Origin of the sequence: Serinicoccus sp. CUA-874, assembly GCF_001942225.1 — a bacterium.
Classification (GTDB): Bacteria; Actinomycetota; Actinomycetes; order Actinomycetales; family Dermatophilaceae; genus Ornithinicoccus; species Ornithinicoccus marinus.
Genome location: NZ_MKJZ01000036.1, coordinates 211035 through 233419 on the forward strand (window position 1 = coordinate 211035; position 22385 = coordinate 233419).

Here is a 22385-nt window from a genome sequence, read left to right on the forward strand (position 1 = left end):
GCGCTACGCTGGACCCGTGACGACTGCACGCACCCCTCGCCCCACCCGCCGGACCGGCGCGCTCGTCGCCGCCGCGGGTCTCGCCCTGGCCGGATGCTCGGTCAACTCCCCGACGACGACCAACATCGAGTATGCCCCCGCGGACGGCGTCGAGCTCGACGGCGAGGTCGTCGACGTCCGCGACCTGCTCGTGGTCAGCCAGGGTGACGGCGCCCCCGCGGTGATCTCCGGCTCGGTCATCAACACCTCCGCGGAGCCGGTCACGGTCACGGTCACGGTCGACGGGACCGACCTCACCCCCGAGGTCACGGTGGAGCCGGAGTCCTCGGCACGGCTGGACGGCGTCGACCCGGACGGCTCGGACGGGCAGCGGCTCGTCCTGGACGCGCTGGAGTCGCCGGCCGGGCAGAACGTCGAGATCCGCATGCAGGTCGAGGGCGGCGAGGCCCTGTCTACCATCGCCCCGGTGCTCCTGCCGCAGGGGCAGTACGCCCAGTTCGCCGACGACGCCGGCGGCACCGTCGAGCCCCCGGCCGAGCACGAGGAGGGCGAGGGCGACCACTGAGGTCGACCCGGCCCCGCCGGCGCCCCCTCCGCTGGCTCAGGCCTCCCGCGGCACCCGCGCGGGGAAGCGCTCGTCGTCCCCGGGCAGCTGCTCGTCGTGCCACACCCCGGTGACGAGGTAGACCACGCGCAGCGCGATCGAGACGGCGTGGTCGGCATACCGCTCGTAGTAGCGGGAGAGCAGCGTCGCGTCCACGGTGACCTGCGTCGACTGCGACCACGACGGGTCGAGCAGCGCCTGGAAGACCTCGCGGTGCAACCGGTCCATGGTGTCGTCCGCCTTCATCAGCTCGGCGGCGCCGTCGGCGTCCTTGCTGCCGATGATCTCCCCGGCCCGCAGCACCATCGCCTCGGCGGTGGTGGCCATCTCGGCGAAGAGCGGGCGCAGCCGCTCGGGCAGGGCGTGCGCCGGGAAGCGCAGCCGCGTCAGCTTGGCCACGTGCCGGGCCAGGTCGCCGCTGCGCTCCAGGTCCGAGCTCATGCGCAGGGCGGTGACCATCTGCCGCAGGTCGGTGGCGACCGGCTGCTGCCGGGCCAGGACATCGATCGCGCGGTTGTCCAGCTCGCGCCGCAGGGCGTCGATGAGCTGGTCGTCGGAGATGACCTCCTGGGCCAGGCCCAGGTCGGTCTCCATGAGCGACCTCGTCGCCCGCTGGAGGGCCGTCGCGGACAGCCGGCTCATCTCGACCAGCTGCTCGCTGATGAGGTCGAGCTCTTCGGTGAACGCGCTGCGCATGCATGCTCCTCGTCGGTCGTCCGTCGTGCGGGGTGGAAGGGGTGCTGCTTTCATTGTCGGCGCCCGGGCAGCCGGCAGCACAGTGGGACGGTGGCAGGGGGACGTGAACGAGGTGCGACCCGCAGATGAACAGTGACCCGCCAGGACACCGTGCGGGCACCTGATGTGCACGAGGCGGTCCGCCGATGACCCTAGGCTGGTCACGTGGAACCACTGACCGCAGGCCTGCTGGGCGCCGCGCTGGGCGTCGTCGGGGTGCTGCTGCTGTGGTGGCTGCGGCGCGAGTGGCGGGCGGCCGGGGTGCCGGTCGAGCCCGCACCGGCGGTCGTGGTGCCGGAGGGCGTCAAGGAGGTCCTGTCGGTGCTGCGCTCGGGCGCCATCGTCGTGGACGGCTCGGCCCGGGTGCACGTGGCCACCGGGGCGGCGCTGGCCTTCGGCCTGGTGCGCGGGGACAACCTGGTCAACGCCCGGCTGCGCGAGCTGGTCGGCCAGGTGCTCGGCGAGCGGTCGGTGGCGGAGGCCGAGCTGGACATCGTCCGTGGCCCGCTGTCCTCGAGCCAGGTGCTGCTGGCGGTGCGGGTCGCGCCCTTCGCCGACGGGCTGGCGCTCATCCTCGTCGACGACCGCACCCAGGCCCGCCGGGTCGAGGCGGTGCGCCGCGACTTCGTCGTCAACGTCAGCCACGAGCTCAAGACCCCGGTCGGCGGCCTCGCGCTGCTCGCGGAGGCGGTGCTGGACGCCGCGGACGACCCGGAGGCGGTGCGCCGCTTCGCCGGCCGCATGACGACCGAGAGCGAGCGGCTCACCCGGTTGGTCGCCGAGATCGTCGACCTGTCCCGGCTCCAGGCCAACGACCTGCTGGCCGACATGGTCCTCGTCGACGTCGCCGCGTGCGCCGCGGAAGCGGTCGAGCAGACCCGGGTGGTCGCCGGTGACCGCACCGTCGTGGCCGCCCCCGCGGGCCGCCCGGAGGAGCTGCGGATCTACGGCGACCGCGAGCTGGTGACCACGGCGATCCGCAACCTGGTCACCAACGCGATCGCCTACTCCGAGGACAGCACCCGGGTGGGCGTCGTCACCCGCCGCACCCAGGACGTCGTCGAGGTGTCGGTCTCCGACCAGGGGCGCGGCATCTCGACCGAGGACCAGGAGCGCATCTTCGAGCGCTTCTACCGGGTGGACCCGGCCCGTTCCCGCCGCACCGGCGGCACCGGGCTCGGGCTGTCCATCGTCAAGCACATCAGCGCCGGGCACGGCGGGTCGGTGTCGGTGTGGAGCGAGGAGGGGCAGGGCTCGACCTTCACCCTCCGCTTCCCCGCCGTCGACGATCCGCGCGCCCCCGGCTCCCCCGCCCCGCACCGCCAGGGCCGACCGGCCCGGGTGCCCGACCCAGCCCACGGCGGGACCCCGCCGCCGACCGCCCTGGCCGCGACGCCCCGAGGAAAGGTGACCCGATGACCCGGATCCTGGTGGTGGAGGACGAGGAGTCCTTCTCCGACCCGCTGTCCTACCTGCTCGAGAAGGAGGGGTATGACGTCACCGTCACCGAATCCGGGACCGAGGGCCTGGCCGAGTTCGACCGCGGCGGCGCCGACCTGGTGCTGCTCGACCTCATGCTGCCCGGGATGTCCGGCGTGGACGTCTGCCGCGCGCTGCGGCAGCGCTCCAGCGTGCCGGTCATCATGCTCACCGCGAAGGACTCCGAGGTGGACAAGGTCGTCGGGCTCGAGCTCGGGGCGGACGACTACGTCACCAAGCCCTACTCCGGGCGGGAGCTGCTCGCCCGGATCAAGGCGGTCCTGCGCCGGCAGAGCGAGCCCGAGGAGCTCATGCCGTCGACGGTCGAGTCCGGGCCGGTCCGGATGGACGTCGAGCGGCATACCGTGTCCGTCCACGGGGAGTCGGTGTCGTTGCCGCTCAAGGAGTTCGAGCTGCTGGAGATGCTGCTGCGCAACGCCGGCCGCGTCCTGACCCGGGGCCAGCTCATCGACCGGATCTGGGGCAGCGACTACGTCGGCGACACCAAGACCCTCGACGTGCACGTCAAGCGGCTGCGGGCCAAGATCGAGCCGGACCCGTCGATTCCGCAGCACATCGTGACCGTGCGCGGGCTGGGCTACAAGTTCGAGACCAGCTGACCCGGGCGGCGTCCTACTTCTTGCCCTGGTTGGCGACCTCGTGGATCGCCTCGGCTGCGGCGGCCGGGTCGAGGTAGCGCCCGCCGGGGGTCACCGGGGCGAGGTCGGCGTCGAGCTCGTAGAGCAGCGGGATGCCGGTGGGGATGTTGAGCCCGGCGATGTCCTCGTCGCTGATCCCGTCGAGGTGCTTGACCAGGGCCCGCAGGCTGTTGCCGTGCGCCGCGACCAGCACGGTCTGACCTTCGCGCAGGTCCGGCACGATGTCGCTGTCCCAGTAGGGCAGCATCCGGGCCACGACGTCCTTGAGGCACTCGGTGCGGGGCAGGTCGCGCCGAGGTCGGCATACCGCGGGTCGCCCGCCTGGGAGAACTCGTCGTCGTCCTCGATGGGCGGCGGCGGGGTGTCGAAGCCGCGGCGCCAGGCCATGAACTGCTCCTCGCCGTACTTGTCGCGCGTCTGCGCCTTGTTCAGCCCCTGCAGCGCGCCGTAGTGGCGCTCGTTGAGCCGCCAGTGCCGGTGGACCGGGATCCAGTGCCGGTCGGCGACGTCCAGCGCCGTGTTGGCGGTGGTGATGGCGCGCCGCAGCAGGGAGGTGTGCAGCACGTCCGGCAGCAGCCCCTCCTCCCGCAGCAGCTCGCCGGCGCGGCGCGCCTCCTCGTGCCCGTTCGGGGTCAGGTCGACGTCGACCCAGCCGGTGAAGAGGTTCTTCTCGTTCCACTGGCTCTCGCCGTGGCGGAGCAGGATCAGGGTGTGTGCGGCCTCGCTCATGGCGCCCACCCTACCGATCGCTGGGGTCCTCGCCCGAGTCGGACAACGTGCCGGGCGGGGCGTCGGGCAGCGACTCCAGCTCGGCCCGGAAGGCCTCGAGGTTGGCGGTCGACTCGCCGCGGTCGAGGCGCCAGGCCCACTCGCGCCGGATCGAGGTCCAGAAGCCGAGCCGCAGCAGCTCGTTGAAGGGCTCGTCGCAGGCGGCGAGCACCGCGCCGAGCAGGTCGTCGAGCACGTCCTCCTCGAGGCCGGCCAGCGGCACGCGCCCGGTGAGGTAGACGTCGCCGCTGCGGTCCACGGCATACCCCACGCCGGGCAGCCGCAGCGCGCGTCGCAGCAGGTAGCGGTAGACGGCCTCGTGGTTCTCGTCCGGGTTGCGGACGACGAAGGCGCGCAGCTCCAGCGAGCGCTGGCCGACGACGAGCGAGACCACGGTGCGCAGCTTGCGCTCCCCGGGCAGCGTGACGACCGTCTCCCCGGCGCGGGTGCCCGCCTCCCAGTCCACGTCGAGCGCGTCGAGGTGGGCGCGCAGCGTCGCGAGCGCGGTCTCATCCATGGTGTCCTCCTCGGCGGGCGGTCACGGCGGCGGCGTAGGCGTCGAGCAGGGCGTCGACGGTGCGCTCCCAGGAGTATGCCTGCGCATGCTCCTGCGCGCGCCGCACCCAGTCCTCGTCCGCCCCGTCCGAGGCGTGGGCCGCGAGCACCTGCTCGAGCGCGTCCGCCCAGTCGCCGGGGTCGTGCCCGTCGACAAGCACCCCGACGTCGCCGACCGCGAGCGGGAGCCCGCCGACCCGCGCCGCCACGACGGGCGTGCCGCAGGCCAGCGCCTCGACGGCGACGAGACCGAAGGACTCGTGGTGCGAGGGCACCGCCACGACGTCGGCAGCCCGCATCCACGTCGCGAGCTCCTCCCGGGAGACGGGCGGGCCGAGGTGCAGCAGGTCGTCGACACCCTCCTCGCGCGCGACCTGGCGCAGGCTCTCGGGCCGGGCCAGGCCGGAGCCGGAGAGGCCGCCGAGGACCGCCACGACCAGCCGGTCGCGCCGCCCCGCGTCGCGCCGCACCAGCTCGCCCGCGGCGCGCACGAGCACGTCCGGGCCCTTGAGCGGCTGGATCCGCCCGACGAAGAGCAGCACCTCCGCCTCCGCCGGCAGCCCGACGGCCTGCCGGGCCGCCTGCCGGTCGCCGGGATGGAAGGTGTCCAGGTCCACCCCGGGTGGCACGACGTGCACCGCGGTCGGGGCCGCGGCATACAGCTCGACGAGGTCGCGCGCCTCGTCAGGGGTGTTGGCGACCAGCGCGTCGGCGCGGTCGACGAGCTCGGCCTCCCCGTCGATCCGCGCCTGCGGCTCGGGCAGCTCGCCGGCGGCCAGCGCGCGGTTCTTGACCCGGGCCAGGGTGTGCATGGTCTGCACGAGCGGCACGTCGAAGCGGCGCGAGGTGAGCCCGCCGGCCTGACCGCTGAGCCAGTAGTGCGCGTGAAGGACGTCGTAATGGCCCTCCGCGAGCCCGGCGACGTGCCGCGACAGGTCGTCGGCGAACTCGCAGACGTGGCCCGGCAACACCTCCTTGGGCACTCCCTCCAGCGGTCCGGCGGGGACGTGGTGGACGCTGACCGGCAGCCCCGGCTCCAGCTCGACGCTGCGCGCCTGGTCGACGTCGGTGGCCCGGGTGAAGATGTCGACCTCCACCCCGCGCCGGGCGAGCTCGGCGGCCGTCTCCACGACGTAGACGTTGAGGCCGCCGGCGTCGCCGGTCCCGGGGCGCAGCAGCGGCGAGGTGTGCAGCGAGACCATCGCGACCCGCCGCACCGGGGGGTGCCGGTCCGGATCCTCGCTCACGGGCGCCAGTCTGGCACGCCGGGCTGCCTAGGCTGGGCCCATGCCGCCGCCCGCCCGCCGCCCCGTCGGCACCGTGACGCGCGGCACGACCAACCCCAACCGGCTGCGGCGGGTGGACCGCTGGATCGGGTATGCCCTGGGCGGGCTGCTGCGCTCCGCCGCCGGGCCCCCGGTGGTCGTCGACCTCGGCTACGGCGCCTCCCCGGTCACCGTGCTCGAGCTGGCGGACCGGTTGCGCGGGGTCCGGGAGGACGTGCGCGTCGTCGGGGTGGAGATCGACCCGGCGCGGGTGGAGCGCGGCCGACCGCTGGCCGACCCGCCGTGGGTGGACTTCGCGCGCGGCGGCTTCGAGGTGCCGCTGCCGGCGGGGCTGGGCGCCGACGCACGGCCGCTGGTGGTGCGGGCCTTCAACGTGCTGCGGCAGTACGACGAGGTCGAGGTCGGACCGGCCTGGCAGCGGGTGGTCGACCGGCTGGCTCCCGGCGGGTCGCTGGTCGAGGGCACCTGCGACGAGCTGGGCCGGCTCGCGGCGTGGGTGGACGTGCGCCGAGGGGAGGACGGGGTGGCGACGCCGCGGACGCTCACGATCTCGCTGCGGCTGGCCGGCCTGGAGACGCCCTCGGTGGTCGCCGAGCGGCTGCCCAAGGCGCTCATCCACCGCAACGTGCCGGGCGAGCGGGTGCATACCGTGCTCGGCGCGCTGGACCGGGCCTGGGAGCGCGCGGCACCGTTGGCGAGCTTCGGCGCCCGGCAGCGCTTCGTCGCGACCGCGCGCTCGCTGCGCGAGGACGGCTGGCCGGTCGCGGACGGCCCAGCGCGGTGGCGCCTCGGCGAGCTCAGCCTCGACTGGGCCGCCGTCGCGCCCTCCTGATTAGCCCCTCGCACCCCGATCGAACCTACCGTGTGTCCGCCTCTACGGCGTCCGGGAGGTCTGTCCGGTCACCAGGGGCCGTAGGGCCCCATGTGGGTGTTGGAGCCGCCGCGGCCCTGGACCGACTTGACCGCGGGGCGGACGTCGGCGAGGTAGACCGCCGCGGCGACGACGGCGATGACGTTGAAGATCGACAGGGCCGACCCGATCGAGATGAAGCCGAGCAGGGTGGCGCCGCCCGTGACGAGCGACCAGAAGGTCTTGGTGCGCTTGCCCGCGGCGACGAAGGCGTCCTGGCGGGTGCGCAGGCAGTCGGCCAGCGCCCACACCATCATGGCGAAGAGGCCGAGGCTCAGGACCAGCTCGACCATGTTCTGCGCCTCGTAGATCACACCCATGCCGATCAGCGTAGCCCCCGTCCCTGGACGCGGCACCCAGGACGGGCGGGGCGCTCAGGACGGGCGGGGCGCTCAGGACGGGCGGGGCGCTCAGGTGTCGACGATCAGCGTGACCGGGCCGTCGTTCACCAGCTCGACCTCCATCATCGCGCCGAAGCGCCCGGTCGCGACCTCGATCCCCCGGCCCCGCAGCTCGGCGACCACCGCGTCGACCAGCGGCTCGGCCACCGGCCCCGGTGCCGCCTCTCCCCACGAGGGCCGCCGCCCCTTGCGGGTGCTGCCGTAGAGCGTGAACTGGCTGACCACGAGGACCGCCCCACCGCTGTCCTCGACCGACTGCTCGCCGCGCAGGATGCGTAGCTCGGCGATCTTGCGGGCAGTCGTCTCGACGTCCGACGGACCGTCGTCGTGGGTGGCCGCCACCAGCGCGAGGATCCCGGGGCGGTCGATGGCGCCCACGACCACGCCGTCGACCCGGACCGCCGCCCGGCTGACCCGCTGCAGGACGGACCGCACCTCAGCCCTGCCCCGGCAGCACCGCGCGCACCTCGCCGACCGGCTCCCCGTGGCCGCGGACGACCGCCCGGGCGTCGAGCGCGTCCATGGTCGGTCCGGCCTGCGGGCCGAGCCCGTCGACCCCCGCCCGGCGCAGGACCGCGGTCGTGACGACGACCCGCGCGCGCTCGCCCCCGTCGGTGATCTTCACCGACAGCCCGCGCCCGTCCGCCAGGCCGACGGCATACACCGACTCGGCGCCATCCTTGGCGATGAGGCCCGGGACGGCGGAGATGAGCTCGGTGACGTCGCGGCCGGTGCCCCCGAGGAACTCCGGGTGGCTGCGGATCGCCTCGGCGACCCGGCCGGCCTCGGTGCCCGGCTCGGCGGCGGCGATCCGGCCGAAGGCGCGCGCCAGCCCGGCCGAGGAGACCCCCAGCGCCGGCGCGCCGCAGCCGTCCACGGTGGCCACCTCGACCCGCTCACCGGTGAACTCCTCGATCACCTCGACCACGAGCCGCTGCAACGGGTGCCCCGGGTCGAGGTAGGTCGCGGTGTCCCACCCGGCGGCGACGCAGGCCGCGAGCATGCCCGCGTGCTTGCCCGAGCAGTTCTGCCCGAGCGAGGTCGGGGGTGCACCGTCCCGGATCCAGGCCCGCCGCTCGTCCTCGTCCAGCGGGAGGTCGGGGGTGTTGCGCAGCGCCGACTCGTCCAGCCCCACGGCGGCGAGGATGTGGCGCGCGCCGTCCAGGTGGCGCTGCTGCCCGGAGTGGCTGGCGCTGGCCAGGGCGAGCAGCTCGCCCTGCAGGTCCGCGCCGGCGCGCAGCATCGCGATCGCCTGCATCGGCTTGAGCGAGGAGCGCGGCAGGACCGGGGCGTCGACGGGGCCCATCGCGAGGTCGACGGTCCCGTCGGCGTCGGTCAGCGCGACGACACCGTGGTGCACCGACTCCACGAACCCGCCGCGGACCACCTCCGCGACGACGGGGGCGTCGGCCAGCGGCGAGTCGGAGGTCTGCTGCGTCGGTGAGGGCATAGCCCCGATCCTGCCAGGTCAGGACTGGCGCGCCCGCGGCCCGTCAGCCGGGACGATCGCCGTCTGGGCGGCGGCGGTGCCGTCGGCGAGCAGCGTCAGACCCGGGTCAAGGGTCCGCTTGACCAGCGCGAGCGCGACCGGGCCGTCCTCGGCGTGCCGGGCGACGCTGGTGAGCTGCCCGACGGGTCGCCCGCCGTCGAGCGGCGTGAGCTCCGCGCCCGCCTCGGGGATGACGTGGCCCGAGCCGTCCAGGTGCAGGAAGACGACCCGGCGCGGCGGGCGGCCGAGGTTCTTCACCCGGGCGACCGTCTCCTGGCCCCGGTAGCAGCCCTTGTGCAGATGCACCGCGGTCCGCAGCCAGTCCAGCTCGTGCGGGATCGTGCGGTGGTCGGTGTCGACGCCCGCGCGCGGGCGCCAGGCCGCGACGCGCAGGGCCTCGGCGGCCCAGGTGCCGGCCAGCGGCCGGTCGCCGACGGTCGCGGCGAGGTCCTCGCGGGGCACGATGAGCTCGCGCCAGGCCCGTCCGGTGCCGGGGTGCTCGGCGCCCTCCGGCCCGTAGCTGAAGGTGTCGCCCACCGGCCCCGGCCACGGGTCGACCCACGCGACCGGCTCCCCGTCCACCGACTCGCGCGAGACCGGCTCGCCGAGCACGGCATACGCGGCGCTGACGTCCTCGACCTCGACGCGCAGCATGAAGCGCATCGAGTCCAGCCACCCGGCCACCGCGGGCGCGGCCCCGGGCTCGGTCGTGATCCAGGTGCGCTCGCCGTCGTCCACGAGGTGCAACGCGTGCTCGACGTGCCCCTTCGGCGACAGGATGAGCGTCTCGGTCGAGCGGCGTGGCGGCAGGTCGGTCAGCTGCTGGCTCGTGAGCGAGTGCAACCAGCTGAGCCGGTCCGGGCCGGAGACCGTGACCACCCCGCGGTGCGACAGGTCGACGACGGCCAGCCCCTCGGCGAGCAGCCGCTGCTCCCGGTGCGGGTCGCCGTAGTGCGCCGCGACCCCGGCGTCCGGCCCCTCGGCCTCGACCGCTCCGGGCCGGTCCAGCAGCACGTGCATGGGTGCGTCCTTCCTCGTCCTGACCTGCACCTCCACGGTACGCGCGTCCAGGGATCCCCGAGAAACCAGCCGTAGACTCCGGTCGCATGAGGGATGACGACATCTCCGGGCCGGCGCGCCCCGGCACCCCCCGCGAGCCCCGCCGCCGACGCCCGCTGCGCGCCCTCGCCGCCGGCATCGGCGTCCTGGCGCTGCTCGGCGTCCTCGCGCTCGGCGGGTATGCCTTCTACCTCCAGCGGACGGTCGAGGGCAACATCGAGCGGGAGGACCTCAACGCCCAGGACGACGCCACGGTGACGATCTCCCCGGACCGCTTCGGGACCACGCAGCCAGACGACGACCCCGACGCCGAGGGCTCGGTCGACCTCGACGGCCCGGTGGAGACCGATGAGGAGGGCACCGCCCCGATCGTCGGCGAGGACGGCGAGGCCGTCGACGTCGGCGAGAGCGAGTTCCAGGCGCAGACCCCGGCGCGTCCCGCCGAGGCCGGCGAGGCGCAGAACTTCCTCATCATCGGCTCGGACAGCCGGGACCTGTCGGTGGAGCGGGGCCGCTCCGACGTCATAGTGCTCATGCACATCAACGACGAGCGGGACCGAGTCGACCTCGTCCACTTCCCCCGCGACCTGTTCGTCCCCATCGCCGGCACCGGCGGCTCCTCCAAGATCAACGCCGCCTACGCCTACGGCGGCGCCCCGCTGCTGGTGCAGACGCTCCAGCCGCTGGTGGACGTGCCCATCGACCACGTCGTCGTGGTCAACTTCCAGAGCTTCCAGGCGATGACCGACTCCATCGGCGGGGTCGACGTCAACGTGGCCGAGGCATCCCCGGGCTTCCCCGCGGGCGTCATGCACATGGACGGAGCGACCGGGCTGGAGTTCGTGCGGGAGCGGTATGCCCTCTCCCAGGGCGACATCTCCCGGGGCCAGCGCCAGCAGGCCTTCATCCAGGGGATCATGACCAAGGCGCTGTCCCGGGAGACGCTGACCAACCCGGCACGGCTGGCGCGCTTCGTCGACGCCGCCACGACCAACCTGACCGTCGACGCCGACCTGCAGGTGGGTGAGATGCGCGACCTGGGCTTCCAGATGCGCGGCGTGCGCGGCGGCGACATCCACTTCGAGACCGCCCCGTGGAGCGGCATCGAGAACCACCCGGTCGCCGGGTCCATCGTGGTCATGGCGCAGGACCAGATGGCCACCCTCTCCGAGCACCTGAAGAACGACACCATGGAGGACTACACCGACCCGGTGTCCCCCCGCTCCGGCTTCGGCGGCTGACCCGCGGCGGGGCGGCCTCCCGCCACCCGCCCCTACGATGGTCGGATGCCCATCGAACTCGACCCGACCATGCACCACGACAACGCACCGCTGGCCTGGCTGCTCGGCTCCTGGGCCGGCGCGGGCGTCGTCGGCTACCCGACGATGGAGTCCCGCAACTTCGGCCAGGAGGTCGAGGTGACCCACGACGGGCGGCCCTTCCTGCACTGGTCCTCGCGCACCTGGCTGCTGGACGAGCAGGGCGGCAAGGACGAGCTCTTCGCCGTCGAGTCCGGCTTCTGGCGCCCGCAGCCCGACGGCGAGGTCGAGCTGCTGCTGTCCCACCCCACCGGCGTCGTGGAGATGTACTACGGCAAGACCGACCAGGCCAAGGTCGAGGTGGCGACGGACAGCATCGTCCGCAGCCCACGCTCCCGCGACTACTCCGCCGCCCAGCGGCTCTACGGGTATGTCGGGGGCAACCTCATGTGGGTGATGGACATGGCGGCGGACGGCCACGAGATGCAGTCCTTCATGTCCGCCGAGCTCAAGCGCGTCTGAGCCCGGCGCCGCGGCCTCAGCCGGGGAAGGAGGACGGGACGAAGGCCAGCCCGACGAGGTAGGGCACGACCCCGACGACGAGTACCGACACCACCCCGGCGACGAGGCGGGGCCGGGCGTGGGCCAGCGGCGGCAGCCCGACGAGCACGCTGCGCATGGCGTGGCTGAGCGCGCCCGCGGCCACCCCGAGGACCAGCCAGGTCGTCGGGCTGGCGTGCAGCGTGAGCGCGACCGCCAGGGCCGCAGCCCCGCCGGCCAGCATCGCGAGTGCCATGGCCCAGCCGCGCAGGGGTGCCCAGAGCCCTAGCAGGTCGCTGAGCGAGGACGCCCCCGCCGCGCCGAGCGCCGCGAGCAGCAGCGCGATGCCCTCCGCCGTGTGGCTCGCCGGCACCATGAGGATCCCGCAGCCCACCAGCGCCAGCCCGAGCACCACCGAGCTGATCGACTGCACCACCCGCGGCCTGCCGTCCCGGCGGAAGAGCTGGTGCACGAAGGCCGCGATCATCGCCAGCGCGAGCGCAGCCGGTGCCCACCCCAGCCACGGCTCCTCCTCGCGGACGCCGACCGCCGTCACCAGCGCGAGTCCGCCGACGAGCAGCACCCCGACCGTGCCGCGGGGCGAGGGCAGGCCGAAGGTCCCCGACCAGCCCCAGGCGACGACGACGGTGCACGCGGCCAGACCCACGGCCAGCAGCCAGGGAGCCGCCACCGCCGCCAGCGCCAGCAGCCCGGAGACGACGAGGACGACCAGGGCCAGCGACCCCACGAGCCCCCGGGTCGGGCGGTCCGCGGGGCGCTCGCCGGGCGTCGGGTCGGGCATACCTCCATCTTGCCGCACGCACGCTGGTCCGGACCGGAGGCGCAGGCTCCCTATCCTGGGTGCGTGGCCGACCTGGTCCTGCTGACCCCCCGCCCCGCCGACGACGCGTCGGCGGCGCTCGTGCTGTCCGGGCTCTCGCTGCTCCCGCACCGCGTGTCGGTGTCGGGGATGGACGTCGGCGCGCTGGTGACCCGCGGCGACAGAGAACCGGACCTCGTGATGGTCGACGCGACGGCCGACCTGGTGCAGGCCCGCGGGGTGCTGCGGTCGCTGGCGGCGCTGGAGCTGTCGGTGCCCGTGCTCGCGGTGGTCGGGGAGGGCGCGCTCGCGGTGCTCGACGAGCAGTGGCCGCTGGACGACCTCGTCCTCACGACCGCCGGGCCGGGCGAGCTGGCGGCCCGGCTGCGGCTCGCGCTGGGGCGCGGCCCCCGGGGTGTGGGTGCTGCGGTCGCGGCCGCCGTCGAGCGGTCCTCCCCCGACGGGCCCGAGGCGATCCGGGTGGCCGACGTCGTGGTCGACGAGGCGAGCTGGACGGTGCGGGCCGGCGGCCGGGCGCTGGACCTGACCTTCAAGGAGTTCGAGCTGCTGCGCTACCTCGTGCAGCGGCCCGGACGGGTCGTCACCCGTGACACCCTGCTGCAGGAGGTCTGGGGCGGCGACTACTACGGCGGCACCCGGACCGTCGACGTGCACATCCGGCGGCTGCGGGCCAAGCTCGGGCCGGAGCGCGAGTCCCTCATCGGGACGATCCGCGGGGTGGGCTACCGGTTCACCGGGGCACGCGGTCCCGAGCGCCCCGGCTCCGTGCCAGACTGACCCCCATGCCTGGACCGCGGCCCGACATCGACGAGCTCCCCGCACTGCCCGGCCAGCTGTCCGGGGACGTCCTCGCCCTGGCCGTGCGCGCGGCCCGGCACGACGGCGTCAAGCCGCTCTCGGAGCAGACGGTGCTACAGGCGCGGCGGCTTCCCGAGCAGGTGGGCAGCCACGACACCGGGACACATCTCGTGCTGCGCGCCGAGGACGGCGGAGCGGTGGTGGGCTACGGCCACGTCGACCGCAGCGACCCGGACTCCCCCGCGGCCGAGATCGTCGTCGACCCGGACAGCCGACGCCGTGGGCTCGGCGGCGCCCTGCTCGATCACGTGCTGCGGCGCTGGCCGCAGGTCCGGCTGTGGAGCCACGGCGACCTGCAGGACGCCCGGACGCTCTACGGCTCGCGCGGGCTGCGGGTGGTGCGCGAGCTGTGGCAGATGTCCCGACCGTTGGCCGGCGAGTGGTCCGACCTGCCGGACCGGGTCGAGCTGCCGGACGGCTTCGCGGCCCGGTCCTACCGCGTCGGCGACGACGACGAGGCCTGGCTCGCGGTCAACGCCCGCGCCTTCGCCGACCACCCCGAGCAGGGCCGGATGACGCTCGCGGACCTGCGGGACCGCCAGGACGAGCCGTGGTTCGACCCCTCCGGCTTCCTCGTCGTCGACGACACCACCGAGGTCGACGCCGAGGGCACGCCGCGGCTGGCCGCCTTCCACTGGACCAAGGTGGAGACCGACCACCCGGACACCGGCGAGGTCTACGTGGTCGGGGTCGACCCGGACTACCAGGGCCGCGGGCTCGGCTCGGCCGTCACCCTGCTCGGGCTGCAGCACCTGCGCAACCGCGGGGTCGAGACCGCGACCCTCTACGTCGACGGCGACAACGACCCGGCGATCGCCACCTACCACCGCCTCGGCTTCGAGCGCTCCGCCATCGACGTCATGTATGCCGCGGGAGACGCGGAGGCATGAGCGGGGGCGGTCCCCCGGTCGTGCGCGCCGGAGGGGTGCTGCCGGTGCGCCGGCACGACGGGGTCCTGCAGGTGGCGCTGGTCCACCGGCCGAAGTACGACGACTGGTCCTGGCCCAAGGGCAAGCTCGAGCGGGGCGAGGACTTCCCCTCCGCCGCGGTGCGCGAGACCTGGGAGGAGACCGGGCTGCGGGTGCGGCTGCGGACGCCGCTGCCGCCGGCGCGCTACCGCCTCGCGGGCGGGGCGGACAAGCTCGTCCACTACTGGGCCGGGGAGGTGCTGGACGGGTCCGGCGCCCTGGAGCACGAGGTCGACGAGGTCGTCTGGCTCTCGCCGACGTTGGCGGGCCGTCGGCTCAGCTACCCCCGTGACCGGGACCAGCTCGACGCCCTCGTCGCGCTGGACGCCGCTGACCGGCTCGCCACGTGGACCCTGCTCGTGGTGCGGCACGCCCTGGCCGTCCCCCGGTCGGACTGGGAGCACCCGGACCCCGAGCGTCCCCTCACCGGCGCCGGGCGGCGACGCTCACGCGGCCGCGTGCAGGACCTGCTGCGCGCCTACGGTCCCGAGGTGGTGATCTCCAGCCCGTCGGTGCGCTGCGCGGACACGGTGGCACCCTTCGCCTCGGCCGACGGCATACCCCTCGTCACCAAGAAGGCTCTGTCCGAGGAGGGCTTCGCCGCGGATCCCCGCAAGCTGGTCAAGCACGTCGACCGGGTGCTCGGCCGCGGGGTGTCGACCGTGCTGTGCTCGCACGGCCCGCTGCTGCCCGACCTCGCCGGGATGCTGCTGGCCCGCGCCGACCCGACCCTGGACTCCTCGGACCGCCGCATGCTCGGCCGGCTGGCGACGAAGGCGATGGACAAGGGCGAGGTGCTGGCCTGCACGATGCTCGGGAGCGGCCGCTCGGCCCGCGTCGTCGCGGTGGAGCGGCACCGACCCGCCTGACGTGGGCCTGGGCTGACCTGGAAAGAAGTGATGCGTGCCGGGCCGGGAGCGCCTCTCGGCGCGTGGCCGCTCGGAGCGGCGAGTGTTGGAGCCCGGGGCTGCCGCGGCCCGGCACGCACTACGTAACGGTACGCCTCTGCCGGATGTTCCCCAAACCTGAGCCGCCGCGACAGGTGGTGCGCGGCCGGAGGGTCAGTGCAGGTTGCCGAGGCGCCACAGCCGGGCGCAGGCGGTGAGGTCGTCGGCGGTGTCCCGCAGCCGCGCCGCACGGTTGACCTGCTTGGTGGGGATGTCGCCGCCGCCCGGCTCGGCCAACCCGACCGCCATGACGTGGCAGAACGCGCTGGCCCGCTCCAGGGCGATCGCGAAGTCACCGGTGAAGATGCCGCCCAGGATCTGCTCGGTCAGGTGGCGCAGGCCGTCCGGGTCGGGCGGCTCGGCGACCCCGGCGATGGCGCGGTAGACCTCCGCGTGGCCGGAGCCCGCCGCGAACTGGCGCCCGACCTCCTCCGGCTGCCGCAGCACCCACTCGTGCAGCAGGTAGAGCCGCCATAACGCCCCCGGCAGGGTGCGCGCGGGCCGGTCCGACCAGAGCTGGGCGACGGTCGCCAGCCCCACCTCGCCGACGAGCCCGACGAGGCGGGAGGTGAGCTCGTGGTCGCCCGCCGACTCCGCCCGGCCGCGACCGACGACGAGCTCGGCGCTGCGGTGGGCGGCCTCGGCCAGCTCCAGCGGGTCGGCGCCACCCCCGGCGTCCTCGAGCCGGTCCGGCGGCCGCAGCGTCGGACGGTGGAAGTGCCGGCGTCCCTGCTCCTCGCTCATCGGGTCGTCACCACCGCGCTGTCCGGGCCCAGCCGCAGCACACCGCCGTCGCCGGGGTCCCCGGGCGGGAAGGTGGCGAGCACCTCACCGGCCGGGACGTCGCGCTCCACGGTGCCCTCGCCCCCGAGCCGCGCCACGACCACGACACCCGGCCGCTCGACCGTGAGGATCTCGCCGCCCCGGCCGTCATCCTCGCGGACGACGCTCGCGGTGGTGCCCCGGGCGACGGCGGGCGTCGCGGCCCGCCACCGCAGCAGGGTGCGGTAGAGGTCGAGCATCCGGGCGTGCTCGTCGTCCCCGACCTCGGACCAGTCGAGGGTGGAGGCGGCCACCGTGCCGGCGTCCTGCGGGTCCGGCACCTGGCCGGCCCAGCCGTGCTCGGCGAACTCCGCCTGCCGACCCTCGCGAATGGACTGCGCCAGCCACTCCTCCTCGTGGTCGGTGAAGTACTGCCACGGGGTGCTCGCCGCCCACTCCTCGCCCATGAAGAGCATCGGCGTCCACGGTGCGGTGAGCAGCAGCGCCGCCCCCACGGCGTGCCGTCCCGCAGGGATGCCGTGGTGGATGCGGTCGCCGACCGCCCGGTTGCCGATCTGGTCGTGCGTCTGCAGCGAGGCGACGAAGCGCCACGGCTCGGTCACCTCCAGGTCGACCGGGCGGCCGTGCGCCCGCTCGCGGAAGCTGGAGAACGTGCCGTCGTGGAAGAACGGCGTGCGGCCCAGCACCGCGGGGATCGCTCCCGGGTCGGCGAAGTCGGCGTAGTAGCCCTGCGCCTCGCCGGTGAGCAGCACGTGCAGCGCGTGGTGCACGTCGTCGGCCCACTGGCCGTGCAGCCCGAGACCGCCGGCACCCCCGGGACCGCGTCGGGAGACGGTCGCCGGGTCGTTGCGATCGGACTCGGCGACCAGGCTGCGGGGTATGCCGGTGCGCGTCGCGATCTCGTCCGCGAGCGCGGCCAGCTCCTCCAGGAGGTGCACGGCACGCTCGTCGTGCAGGGCGTGCACCGCGTCCAGCCGGAGCCCGTCGAGGTGGTAGTCCTGCAGCCACATCGCGGTGTTGTCGAGCAGGTAGGCCCGCACCTCGTCGCTGCCCGGCCCGTCGAGGTTGACCGCCTCGCCCCACGGCGTGTGGTGCCGGTCGGTGAAGTAGGGCCCGGCCTGCGAGAGGTAGTTGCCGCTCGGGCCGAGGTGGTTGTAGACGACGTCGAGCCACACCGCGAGGCCCGCGGCGTGGGCGGCGTCGACGAAGGCGGCGAGGCCCGTCGGCCCGCCGTAGGCGTCGTGCACGGCATACGGCGCGACCCCGTCGTAGCCCCACCCGTGGCGGCCGGGGAAGGCGGCCACGGGCATGAGCTCGACCACGGTGATCCCGAGGTCCACGAGGTGGTCCAGGCGCTCGGCGGCGGCCGCGAAGGTGCCCTCCGGGGTGAAGGTCCCGACGTGCAGCTCGTAGACCGCGGCGCGCTCCATCGGCACCCCGGTCCAGGCGTCGTCGGACCAGGCGAAGGCGTCGGTGTCCACCAGCCTGCTGGGCGCGTGCACCCCGTCCGGCTGGTGCCGCGACCGCGGGTCCGGGACGGCGGTCCCGCCGTCCACGGCGAAGGCATACCGGCCGTCGTGCGGCGCCGGGTCCGCGGTGGCGGCCCACCAGCCGCCCTCCCCGCGCTCCATCGGCACCCGAGCGGCGTCCGCCTCCTCGGGTCGGGCGCCGAGCAGCAGGTCGACCCGGTCGGCGTCGGGTGCCCAGAGCGTGAACTCGTGCGTCATCGGGCTCCCTCCCGCAGGTGGTCGGCGCGGACCAGCAGCCCGGCCGGACCCTGGGCGAAGACCTCGGCGGCGAGCACGCCCTCCGCACCGACCTCGTGCTCGGTCCCGGTGAGCGCGTCGACCCACAGGTCTGGCGGCAGGGGTATGCGGGTGTCGCCGAGTCCGCCCTCGGCGCCGAGGCTGCGCGGGGCCCGGATGGTCAGGGTCGCGGCGACGTCGCCGCGCAGGAAGCCCAGGACGTGCGGGCCCGCCTCGACCGGGCGGTAGCCGGCACCGGGACCGTAGGCCTGCGGCAACCAGGCGCGCAGCCGCAGCACCCGTGAGGTGACCCACAGCACCTCGTCGGAGAGGTCGCCGGTCCAGCCGGTCGCGTCCAGGCGCTCCAGCCGGGCGATCCGCTCGTCGTAGTCGACGGGGCGGCGGTTGTCGGGATCGACGAGGGACAGGTCCACGACGCCGGAGCCCTGGTAGGTGTCCGGGATGCCGGGGAGGGTGAGCTGCAGGATCTTCTGGGCGAGCGTCAGGGTGCGCGTCGTCAGCACGTTGTCCGCGAGGGTGTCGCCGATGGCCCCGGTGACCTCCCCGCCGTCGAGCATCTCCCGGGCCAGGACCAGGACCCGGGCCTCGTAGTCCTCGTCCTGGTCGGTCCAGGTGGTGTGCTCCTTGCCCTCGCGCATCGCCTTGGTGAGGTAGGCCTCGAGCCGGTCCGCGTCGACCGGCCCGGCACCGACGAGGGTCTGCCAGATGAGGTGCGCGGTCGGGGCGTCCACGCCGTGCCGGTCGGCGGCCGCCCGGGCGGCGGCCGAGACCCGTGACCATCCCTCGGCGTCGCCGGAGACCGCGAGGATGCGGGCCCGGACGTCCTCGCTGCGCTTGGTGTCGTGCGTGGACAGCGTGGTCATGCCCAGGGGCCAGTGCTCGGCCTGGTGCTCGGCCCACGCGTGCAGCGTCGCGACACCGCGCCCGGCGTCGAGCCCCACGGAGGGGTCGGCGCCGACCTCGTTGAGCGCGACCAGCCGGTGCCAGCGGTAGAAGGCGGTGTCCTCGATCCCCTTGGCCATGACCGGGCCGGTGGTCTGCTGGAAGCGGACGCACAGGTCCGCCGCGGCGGCCGGGTCGGCGGCGCACCCCTGCGGGTCGGCGAGCACCGCGACGAGGGCGTCGATCTCCGGTCGCAGGTCGGGGCGGGTGGCCAGCGCCCGCTCCTGGCCCGTGAACAGCGGCGCGACCATCGCCTCGTCGTGCTCGCCCGGAGGCGCGCCGGGGCGGACGTAGGCACGGTAGACGTGGACGGACACGAGCAGCTCGAGCAGCGCCTCGCGCAGCCGCTGCGGGTCGTGCCCGGGCAGCGCCTCGGTCGCGCGCCGCAGCAGCCGGGCCATCTCGGGCCGCAGCAGCTCGGTGGCGGCCAGCCGCTTGCACCGCTCGATCTCCACGTGGACGTCGGGCTCGCCGCCGGTCGCCTCCCACGCGCGGCTGACGACCTCGGTCGTGGTCGGGTCGACCAGGGCCGCCGACAGTGCGGCGTTGGCGTCGTAGCCGGTGGTCCCGGTGCACTGCCAGCCGGCGGGCAGCCGCTCGTCCCCCTCGAGGATCTTCTCCACCCAGATAGGGGTGCCCGGCCGGACCGCCGCGCTCAGCTGCTCGAGGTAGGCCGTGGGGTCGGCCAGCCCGTCGGGGTGGTCGATGCGGAAGCCGTCGACCACGCCGCCGTGGTGCAGCTCGAGGAGCAACTCGTGCGTCGCCGCGAAGATGTCCGGCTCCTCGACCCGGACCCCGATGAGCCCGTCGACCTCGAAGAACCGGCGGTAGTTGAGGACGTCCGCGGCGTCCCGCCACGAGGCGAGCAGCCAGCGCTGGGCGTCCAGCACGGCGCGCAGCGCCGCCTGCGACGTCGGTCCGTCGGGGTGCTCCGCGGCGAGCCGGTCGGTGCCCGGCGCGAGCGGGAGCACCTGCTCGTAGTAGCGGGCCACGGGCATACCCGCCGCCGGTCCCTCGTCGTCACGGCCGGTGCCGAGGGTGATCTCACCCCGCTCGAGCACCGCGTCGAGGTCGTCGCCGAGGACGGGCAGCCCGAGGCGTCCGCCGAGGTGGTCCCAGTCGACGTCGAACCAGGCGGCGCGGGCCGCGGTCGGCCCGTCACGCAGGACCTCCCAGAGCGGGGCGTTGCGCCACAGCGGGGCGACCATCGCCATGTGGTTGGGCACGACGTCGACCACGACGCCCAGGCCCACGTCGTGACAGGCGCGGGCGAGCGACTCCAGCCCGGCCCGACCGCCGATCTCCGGGTTCACCTCGGTGTGGTCCAGCACGTCGTAGCCGTGCTCGGACCCCGGGACCGCGGTGAGCACCGGGGAGAGGTAGACGTGGCTGACCCCGAGGGCGTGCAGGTAGGGCACGACCTCCTCGCGTCGGCGCAGGTGAAGCCCGCGTGCAGCTGCAGGCGGTAGGTGGCGGTCAGGGGGCGGGTGCTGGTCGCTGTCATGACGCGCCCAGTCTCTCACCGGTATGCCTGCCGTGATCCCGGTCCCGGTCGGCCCGCCCTGTCAGCCGGACCCGTGCCAGCGGGCATACCAGCCGAGCACGGCGAGCACCGCGACCACCGCCACCGCGGTGGCGAGCACGGCGGCGACCCGCCAGCGGCGGGTCTGCACCCGGTCTTGCACGGCCAGGCTCTGCGCGCCGGGCTCGATCCCGTGACCGGGTGCGCGGAGCACCCGCCGCAGCAGGTCCTCCAGCGCACGCAGCGTGGACTCGCGCATCAGCCGTTCGCCCTCTCGGGGTCGAGCCAGGCGAGGTTGTCGGCCGTCTTCTGCGCGATCTCGGCGGCGGCCTCGACGGCCTCGTCGAGCGTCTGGATCCCACCGTCGCCGGGAGCCGCGGTGACGGTGACGCCGACGAGGTAGTCGCCCTGCCGGACGAGCGCACCGCCACTGTGGTGCGGGGCCCTACCTCCGTACGTCTCCTCGCGCCCGACCAGCAGGTGGTCGGCGTCGTCGTGGCCCGGCCACGGCAGCGGCTCCGGCACGCTCGGCATGTTGTCGTCGTCGACCCAGACGGTGCCGAGCCCGGTACCCCCGTCCCGGATGGCCGCCAGCGCGGCGGAGCTGTCGTCCCAGGCCGTGACCTGGATGTCCACCGAGTCCTGGTCGATCTCGTTGCCGCGGGCGAAGTACATCCAGCTCCGGCCGCTGTGCGGCTCGACGCCCCCGGAGCCGCTGCCCGCGGCCATGAACCGCTGGAGCGGCATGAGGAGTGGACTCGACAGTTCGGACTGCGGTGCTCCGAGCCGGTCGAGAAGGCCGATGTCCACCGGCCGCGGGTCGGGGACGTCGACGAGGTTCGGCGTGCCGGCGACGTCGTCCGGCTCGACCGGCTCCGGCGGTGGCGTCGGCTGCCAGGGCGGGGTGTCGGCCGCCTCGGTCTGCTGCTCGCTGCTGTCCTCGCTGCCCGTCTCCTCCTCGGGGACCTCCGTCGTCGCCGACGAGTCGTCAGGTCCGGGCGCGGGAGTGGGCTCCGCGGTCTGCGTGGCGACGCTGACGTCGACGTGGGCACCGTCGCCGAGCATCCGGTTGCCCAGGACCCACCCGGAGGCCGCCAGCGCGGGCACGACGACCACGGCGGCCACGGTCGCCGTGGCGGCGCGGCGCCGGTGGATGCGCGCGGCACGCTGCTTGACCCCCGCGACGAGCGCGTCGTGGTCGAAGGCCTCGTGCGGGTCGCCGCCGAGGGCGTGGCGCAGCTGCTCGTCCATCGCGCGCGGCTGCCCGTCCCGGTCGTCCTGCCAGGTCATCGCTGGGCCTCCTCGCCGTCGGTCTCCGGCACCAGCTGCCGAAGGTTGTTCAGCGCCGCGTGCGCGGCGCTGCGCACCGCCTGCTCGGAGCACCCGAGCGCCGCGGCGACCTCCCGATCGGGGAGGTCCTCGTAGTAGCGCAGCGCGATCACCGCGCGCTGCCGGTCCGGGAGCCGGCGGATCAGGCCCAGGACGGCCTCTCGCTCGGCGAGTCCGCCGGCCGGCGACGGAGCCGCGGCCACCGACCAGTCGGCGGTCACCGCCTCGTGCGAGACCACCTCGGTGGCGGCCTTGCGCCGCTTGACCGAGCTCAGCCGGTTGACCATCATGCGGCGCACGTAGGCGTCGACGTTCTGCGCCTCCCGCACCCGTGACCACGTGGTCACGACCAGCGCGAGGGTGTCCTGCACCAGGTCCTCGGCGTCCGCCTTGTGCCCGGTCATGGCATACGCCAGCCCGACCAGGCGCGGCATCGCCTGCTCGACGTAGGCCTCGGCCTCGGCGCGCTGCGCGCTGCCGCCGCCGAAGAGCCTCACGGGCCGGTCCTGGCTGTCATACCTCTCCTGACGCGGTGGGGCACCGCTGACGTTGCTCCGCACGGTATGCGGCGCGCGCCGGGCGGGCCCGCACGTCCTGCGGCGGTGCGCCCGCGCCCGCCTACCGGCGTTGCATCCTTCGGTCGAATGGGTGAGGCGGCGGTCGCGACCGTAGAATCTTCCGGGTG

23 protein-coding genes and 1 pseudogene are annotated in these 22385 nt (G+C 74.6%); 9 read left to right on the forward strand and 15 right to left on the reverse strand.

Annotation, left to right across the window (positions count from 1 at the left end; genetic code table 11):
• Positions 1–16: 16 nt before the first annotated feature.
• The gene (locus BJF80_RS14515; RefSeq protein WP_075814664.1) at positions 17–565 is read left to right on the forward strand and encodes a hypothetical protein; all 549 of its coding nucleotides are present in this window, start codon (positions 17–19) and stop codon (positions 563–565) included.
• A gap of 36 nt (positions 566–601) precedes the next feature.
• Here the strand turns inward: BJF80_RS14515 and phoU are convergent, their stop codons facing one another.
• Positions 602–1300 carry a phosphate signaling complex protein PhoU gene (gene phoU, locus BJF80_RS14520; protein WP_075814666.1) on the reverse strand — a complete coding sequence of 233 codons (699 nt, stop codon included), beginning with the start codon at positions 1298–1300 and terminating at the stop codon, positions 602–604.
• 204 nt (positions 1301–1504) lie between these two features.
• Here phoU and BJF80_RS14525 point away from each other — a divergent pair, with 204 nt between their 5' ends.
• Together BJF80_RS14525 and BJF80_RS14530 are read left to right on the forward strand one after the other, a co-directional pair.
• Entirely contained in the window at positions 1505–2758 is a 1254-nt protein-coding gene (locus tag BJF80_RS14525; RefSeq protein WP_075814668.1) for a sensor histidine kinase, read from the forward strand.
• Positions 2755–3438: a response regulator gene (locus BJF80_RS14530; protein WP_022925966.1), complete on the forward strand. Its 684-nt coding sequence runs from the start codon at positions 2755–2757 to the stop codon at positions 3436–3438. The genes BJF80_RS14525 and BJF80_RS14530 overlap by 4 nt, the downstream gene beginning before the upstream one ends.
• A 13-nt stretch (positions 3439–3451) precedes the next feature.
• Here BJF80_RS14530 and BJF80_RS14535 read toward each other — a convergent pair.
• The 3 genes and pseudogenes from BJF80_RS14535 to mshA form a co-directional block, all read right to left on the reverse strand.
• Positions 3452–4206: pseudogene (locus BJF80_RS14535) on the reverse strand (phosphoglyceromutase).
• 10 nt (positions 4207–4216) lie between these two features.
• Positions 4217–4762: a type III secretion system chaperone family protein gene (locus tag BJF80_RS14540; RefSeq protein ID WP_075814670.1), complete on the reverse strand. Its 546-nt coding sequence runs from the start codon at positions 4760–4762 to the stop codon at positions 4217–4219.
• Positions 4755–6047, reverse strand: a complete 1293-nt coding sequence (mshA, locus tag BJF80_RS14545) for a D-inositol-3-phosphate glycosyltransferase (protein WP_321166418.1) — start codon at positions 6045–6047, stop codon at positions 4755–4757. Before mshA ends, BJF80_RS14540 begins: the two co-directional genes overlap by 8 nt.
• Before the next feature lie 40 nt (positions 6048–6087).
• Here mshA and BJF80_RS14550 point away from each other — a divergent pair, with 40 nt between their 5' ends.
• On the forward strand, positions 6088–6918 hold the full coding sequence (locus BJF80_RS14550) for a class I SAM-dependent methyltransferase (protein ID WP_075814672.1): 831 nt from the start codon (positions 6088–6090) through the stop codon (positions 6916–6918).
• Between the two features lie 68 nt (positions 6919–6986).
• Here BJF80_RS14550 and BJF80_RS14555 read toward each other — a convergent pair whose 3' ends face one another.
• The 4 genes from BJF80_RS14555 to ygfZ form a co-directional block, all read right to left on the reverse strand.
• The gene (locus tag BJF80_RS14555) at positions 6987–7316 is read right to left on the reverse strand and encodes a DUF2516 family protein (RefSeq protein ID WP_075814674.1); all 330 of its coding nucleotides are present in this window, start codon (positions 7314–7316) and stop codon (positions 6987–6989) included.
• Between the two features lie 90 nt (positions 7317–7406).
• A complete protein-coding gene (dtd, locus tag BJF80_RS14560; protein ID WP_075814676.1) occupies positions 7407–7832 on the reverse strand; it encodes a D-aminoacyl-tRNA deacylase in 426 nt (141 codons plus the stop codon).
• A gap of 1 nt (position 7833) precedes the next feature.
• Positions 7834–8847 (reverse strand): asparaginase, encoded by a 1014-nt coding sequence (locus tag BJF80_RS14565; RefSeq protein WP_075814677.1) that lies wholly within the window; start codon positions 8845–8847, stop codon positions 7834–7836.
• A gap of 18 nt (positions 8848–8865) precedes the next feature.
• Entirely contained in the window at positions 8866–9906 is a 1041-nt protein-coding gene (ygfZ, locus tag BJF80_RS14570; RefSeq protein ID WP_075814759.1) for a CAF17-like 4Fe-4S cluster assembly/insertion protein YgfZ, read from the reverse strand.
• 86 nt (positions 9907–9992) lie between these two features.
• On the opposite strand from ygfZ, the gene BJF80_RS19410 reads away from it, so the two are divergent.
• Positions 9993–11186, forward strand: a complete 1194-nt coding sequence (locus BJF80_RS19410; protein ID WP_075814679.1) for an LCP family protein — start codon at positions 9993–9995, stop codon at positions 11184–11186.
• A gap of 45 nt (positions 11187–11231) precedes the next feature.
• Positions 11232–11726: a heme-binding beta-barrel domain-containing protein gene (locus tag BJF80_RS14580; protein ID WP_022925957.1), complete on the forward strand. Its 495-nt coding sequence runs from the start codon at positions 11232–11234 to the stop codon at positions 11724–11726.
• Positions 11727–11742: 16 nt separating this feature from the next.
• On the opposite strand, the gene BJF80_RS14585 is transcribed toward BJF80_RS14580, so the two are convergent.
• Positions 11743–12546, reverse strand: a complete 804-nt coding sequence (locus tag BJF80_RS14585; protein ID WP_075814682.1) for a hypothetical protein — start codon at positions 12544–12546, stop codon at positions 11743–11745.
• 63 nt (positions 12547–12609) lie between these two features.
• Here BJF80_RS14585 and BJF80_RS14590 point away from each other — a divergent pair, with 63 nt between their 5' ends.
• From BJF80_RS14590 to BJF80_RS14600, 3 genes are read left to right on the forward strand one after another with little or no spacing between them, the layout of a single operon-like run.
• Entirely contained in the window at positions 12610–13362 is a 753-nt protein-coding gene (locus BJF80_RS14590) for a winged helix-turn-helix transcriptional regulator (RefSeq protein WP_075814684.1), read from the forward strand.
• A 5-nt stretch (positions 13363–13367) separates the two neighbouring features.
• Positions 13368–14333, forward strand: a complete 966-nt coding sequence (gene mshD, locus BJF80_RS14595) for a mycothiol synthase (RefSeq protein ID WP_075814687.1) — start codon at positions 13368–13370, stop codon at positions 14331–14333.
• Positions 14330–15280: an NUDIX hydrolase gene (locus BJF80_RS14600; RefSeq protein WP_075814690.1), complete on the forward strand. Its 951-nt coding sequence runs from the start codon at positions 14330–14332 to the stop codon at positions 15278–15280. The genes mshD and BJF80_RS14600 overlap by 4 nt, the downstream gene beginning before the upstream one ends.
• 192 nt (positions 15281–15472) lie before the next feature.
• Here the strand turns inward: BJF80_RS14600 and BJF80_RS14605 are convergent, their stop codons facing one another.
• From BJF80_RS14605 to BJF80_RS14630, 6 genes are all read right to left on the reverse strand, one after another.
• Positions 15473–16102: a hypothetical protein gene (locus tag BJF80_RS14605; RefSeq protein WP_075814692.1), complete on the reverse strand. Its 630-nt coding sequence runs from the start codon at positions 16100–16102 to the stop codon at positions 15473–15475.
• A complete protein-coding gene (gene treZ / locus BJF80_RS14610; RefSeq protein ID WP_075814694.1) occupies positions 16099–17868 on the reverse strand; it encodes a malto-oligosyltrehalose trehalohydrolase in 1770 nt (589 codons plus the stop codon). Before treZ ends, BJF80_RS14605 begins: the two co-directional genes overlap by 4 nt.
• Entirely contained in the window at positions 17865–20267 is a 2403-nt protein-coding gene (gene treY / locus BJF80_RS14615) for a malto-oligosyltrehalose synthase (RefSeq protein WP_237767641.1), read from the reverse strand. The genes treZ and treY overlap by 4 nt, the downstream gene beginning before the upstream one ends.
• 147 nt (positions 20268–20414) lie before the next feature.
• Positions 20415–20630, reverse strand: coding sequence for a hypothetical protein (locus BJF80_RS14620; protein ID WP_075814696.1), 216 nt, complete (start codon positions 20628–20630; stop codon positions 20415–20417).
• Complete coding sequence (locus BJF80_RS14625; RefSeq protein ID WP_075814698.1) at positions 20630–21661, reverse strand: hypothetical protein; 1032 nt, start codon at positions 21659–21661, stop codon at positions 20630–20632. Before BJF80_RS14625 ends, BJF80_RS14620 begins: the two co-directional genes overlap by 1 nt.
• A complete protein-coding gene (locus BJF80_RS14630) occupies positions 21658–22197 on the reverse strand; it encodes a SigE family RNA polymerase sigma factor (RefSeq protein ID WP_075814761.1) in 540 nt (179 codons plus the stop codon). The genes BJF80_RS14625 and BJF80_RS14630 overlap by 4 nt, the downstream gene beginning before the upstream one ends.
• Positions 22198–22385: the final 188 nt, after the last annotated feature.

What these genes read in the sequence shown, in the direction of transcription:
- phoU (WP_075814666.1), bottom strand. Translation starts at nt 1,300, where the DNA reads ATGCGCAGCGCGTTCACCGAAGAGCTCGACCTCATCAGCGAGCAGCTG.
- BJF80_RS14530 (WP_022925966.1), top strand. Translation starts at nt 2,755, where the DNA reads ATGACCCGGATCCTGGTGGTGGAGGACGAGGAGTCCTTCTCCGACCCG.
- BJF80_RS14540 (WP_075814670.1), bottom strand. Translation starts at nt 4,762, where the DNA reads ATGGATGAGACCGCGCTCGCGACGCTGCGCGCCCACCTCGACGCGCTC.
- BJF80_RS14550 (WP_075814672.1), top strand. Translation starts at nt 6,088, where the DNA reads ATGCCGCCGCCCGCCCGCCGCCCCGTCGGCACCGTGACGCGCGGCACG.
- BJF80_RS14555 (WP_075814674.1), bottom strand. Translation starts at nt 7,316, where the DNA reads ATGGGTGTGATCTACGAGGCGCAGAACATGGTCGAGCTGGTCCTGAGC.
- BJF80_RS14565 (WP_075814677.1), bottom strand. Translation starts at nt 8,847, where the DNA reads ATGCCCTCACCGACGCAGCAGACCTCCGACTCGCCGCTGGCCGACGCC.
- ygfZ (WP_075814759.1), bottom strand. Translation starts at nt 9,906, where the DNA reads ATGCACGTGCTGCTGGACCGGCCCGGAGCGGTCGAGGCCGAGGGGCCG.
- BJF80_RS19410 (WP_075814679.1), top strand. Translation starts at nt 9,993, where the DNA reads ATGAGGGATGACGACATCTCCGGGCCGGCGCGCCCCGGCACCCCCCGC.
- BJF80_RS14580 (WP_022925957.1), top strand. Translation starts at nt 11,232, where the DNA reads ATGCCCATCGAACTCGACCCGACCATGCACCACGACAACGCACCGCTG.
- BJF80_RS14585 (WP_075814682.1), bottom strand. Translation starts at nt 12,546, where the DNA reads ATGCCCGACCCGACGCCCGGCGAGCGCCCCGCGGACCGCCCGACCCGG.
- mshD (WP_075814687.1), top strand. Translation starts at nt 13,368, where the DNA reads ATGCCTGGACCGCGGCCCGACATCGACGAGCTCCCCGCACTGCCCGGC.
- BJF80_RS14600 (WP_075814690.1), top strand. Translation starts at nt 14,330, where the DNA reads ATGAGCGGGGGCGGTCCCCCGGTCGTGCGCGCCGGAGGGGTGCTGCCG.
- BJF80_RS14605 (WP_075814692.1), bottom strand. Translation starts at nt 16,102, where the DNA reads ATGAGCGAGGAGCAGGGACGCCGGCACTTCCACCGTCCGACGCTGCGG.
- treZ (WP_075814694.1), bottom strand. Translation starts at nt 17,868, where the DNA reads ATGACGCACGAGTTCACGCTCTGGGCACCCGACGCCGACCGGGTCGAC.
- BJF80_RS14620 (WP_075814696.1), bottom strand. Translation starts at nt 20,630, where the DNA reads ATGCGCGAGTCCACGCTGCGTGCGCTGGAGGACCTGCTGCGGCGGGTG.
- BJF80_RS14625 (WP_075814698.1), bottom strand. Translation starts at nt 21,661, where the DNA reads ATGACCTGGCAGGACGACCGGGACGGGCAGCCGCGCGCGATGGACGAG.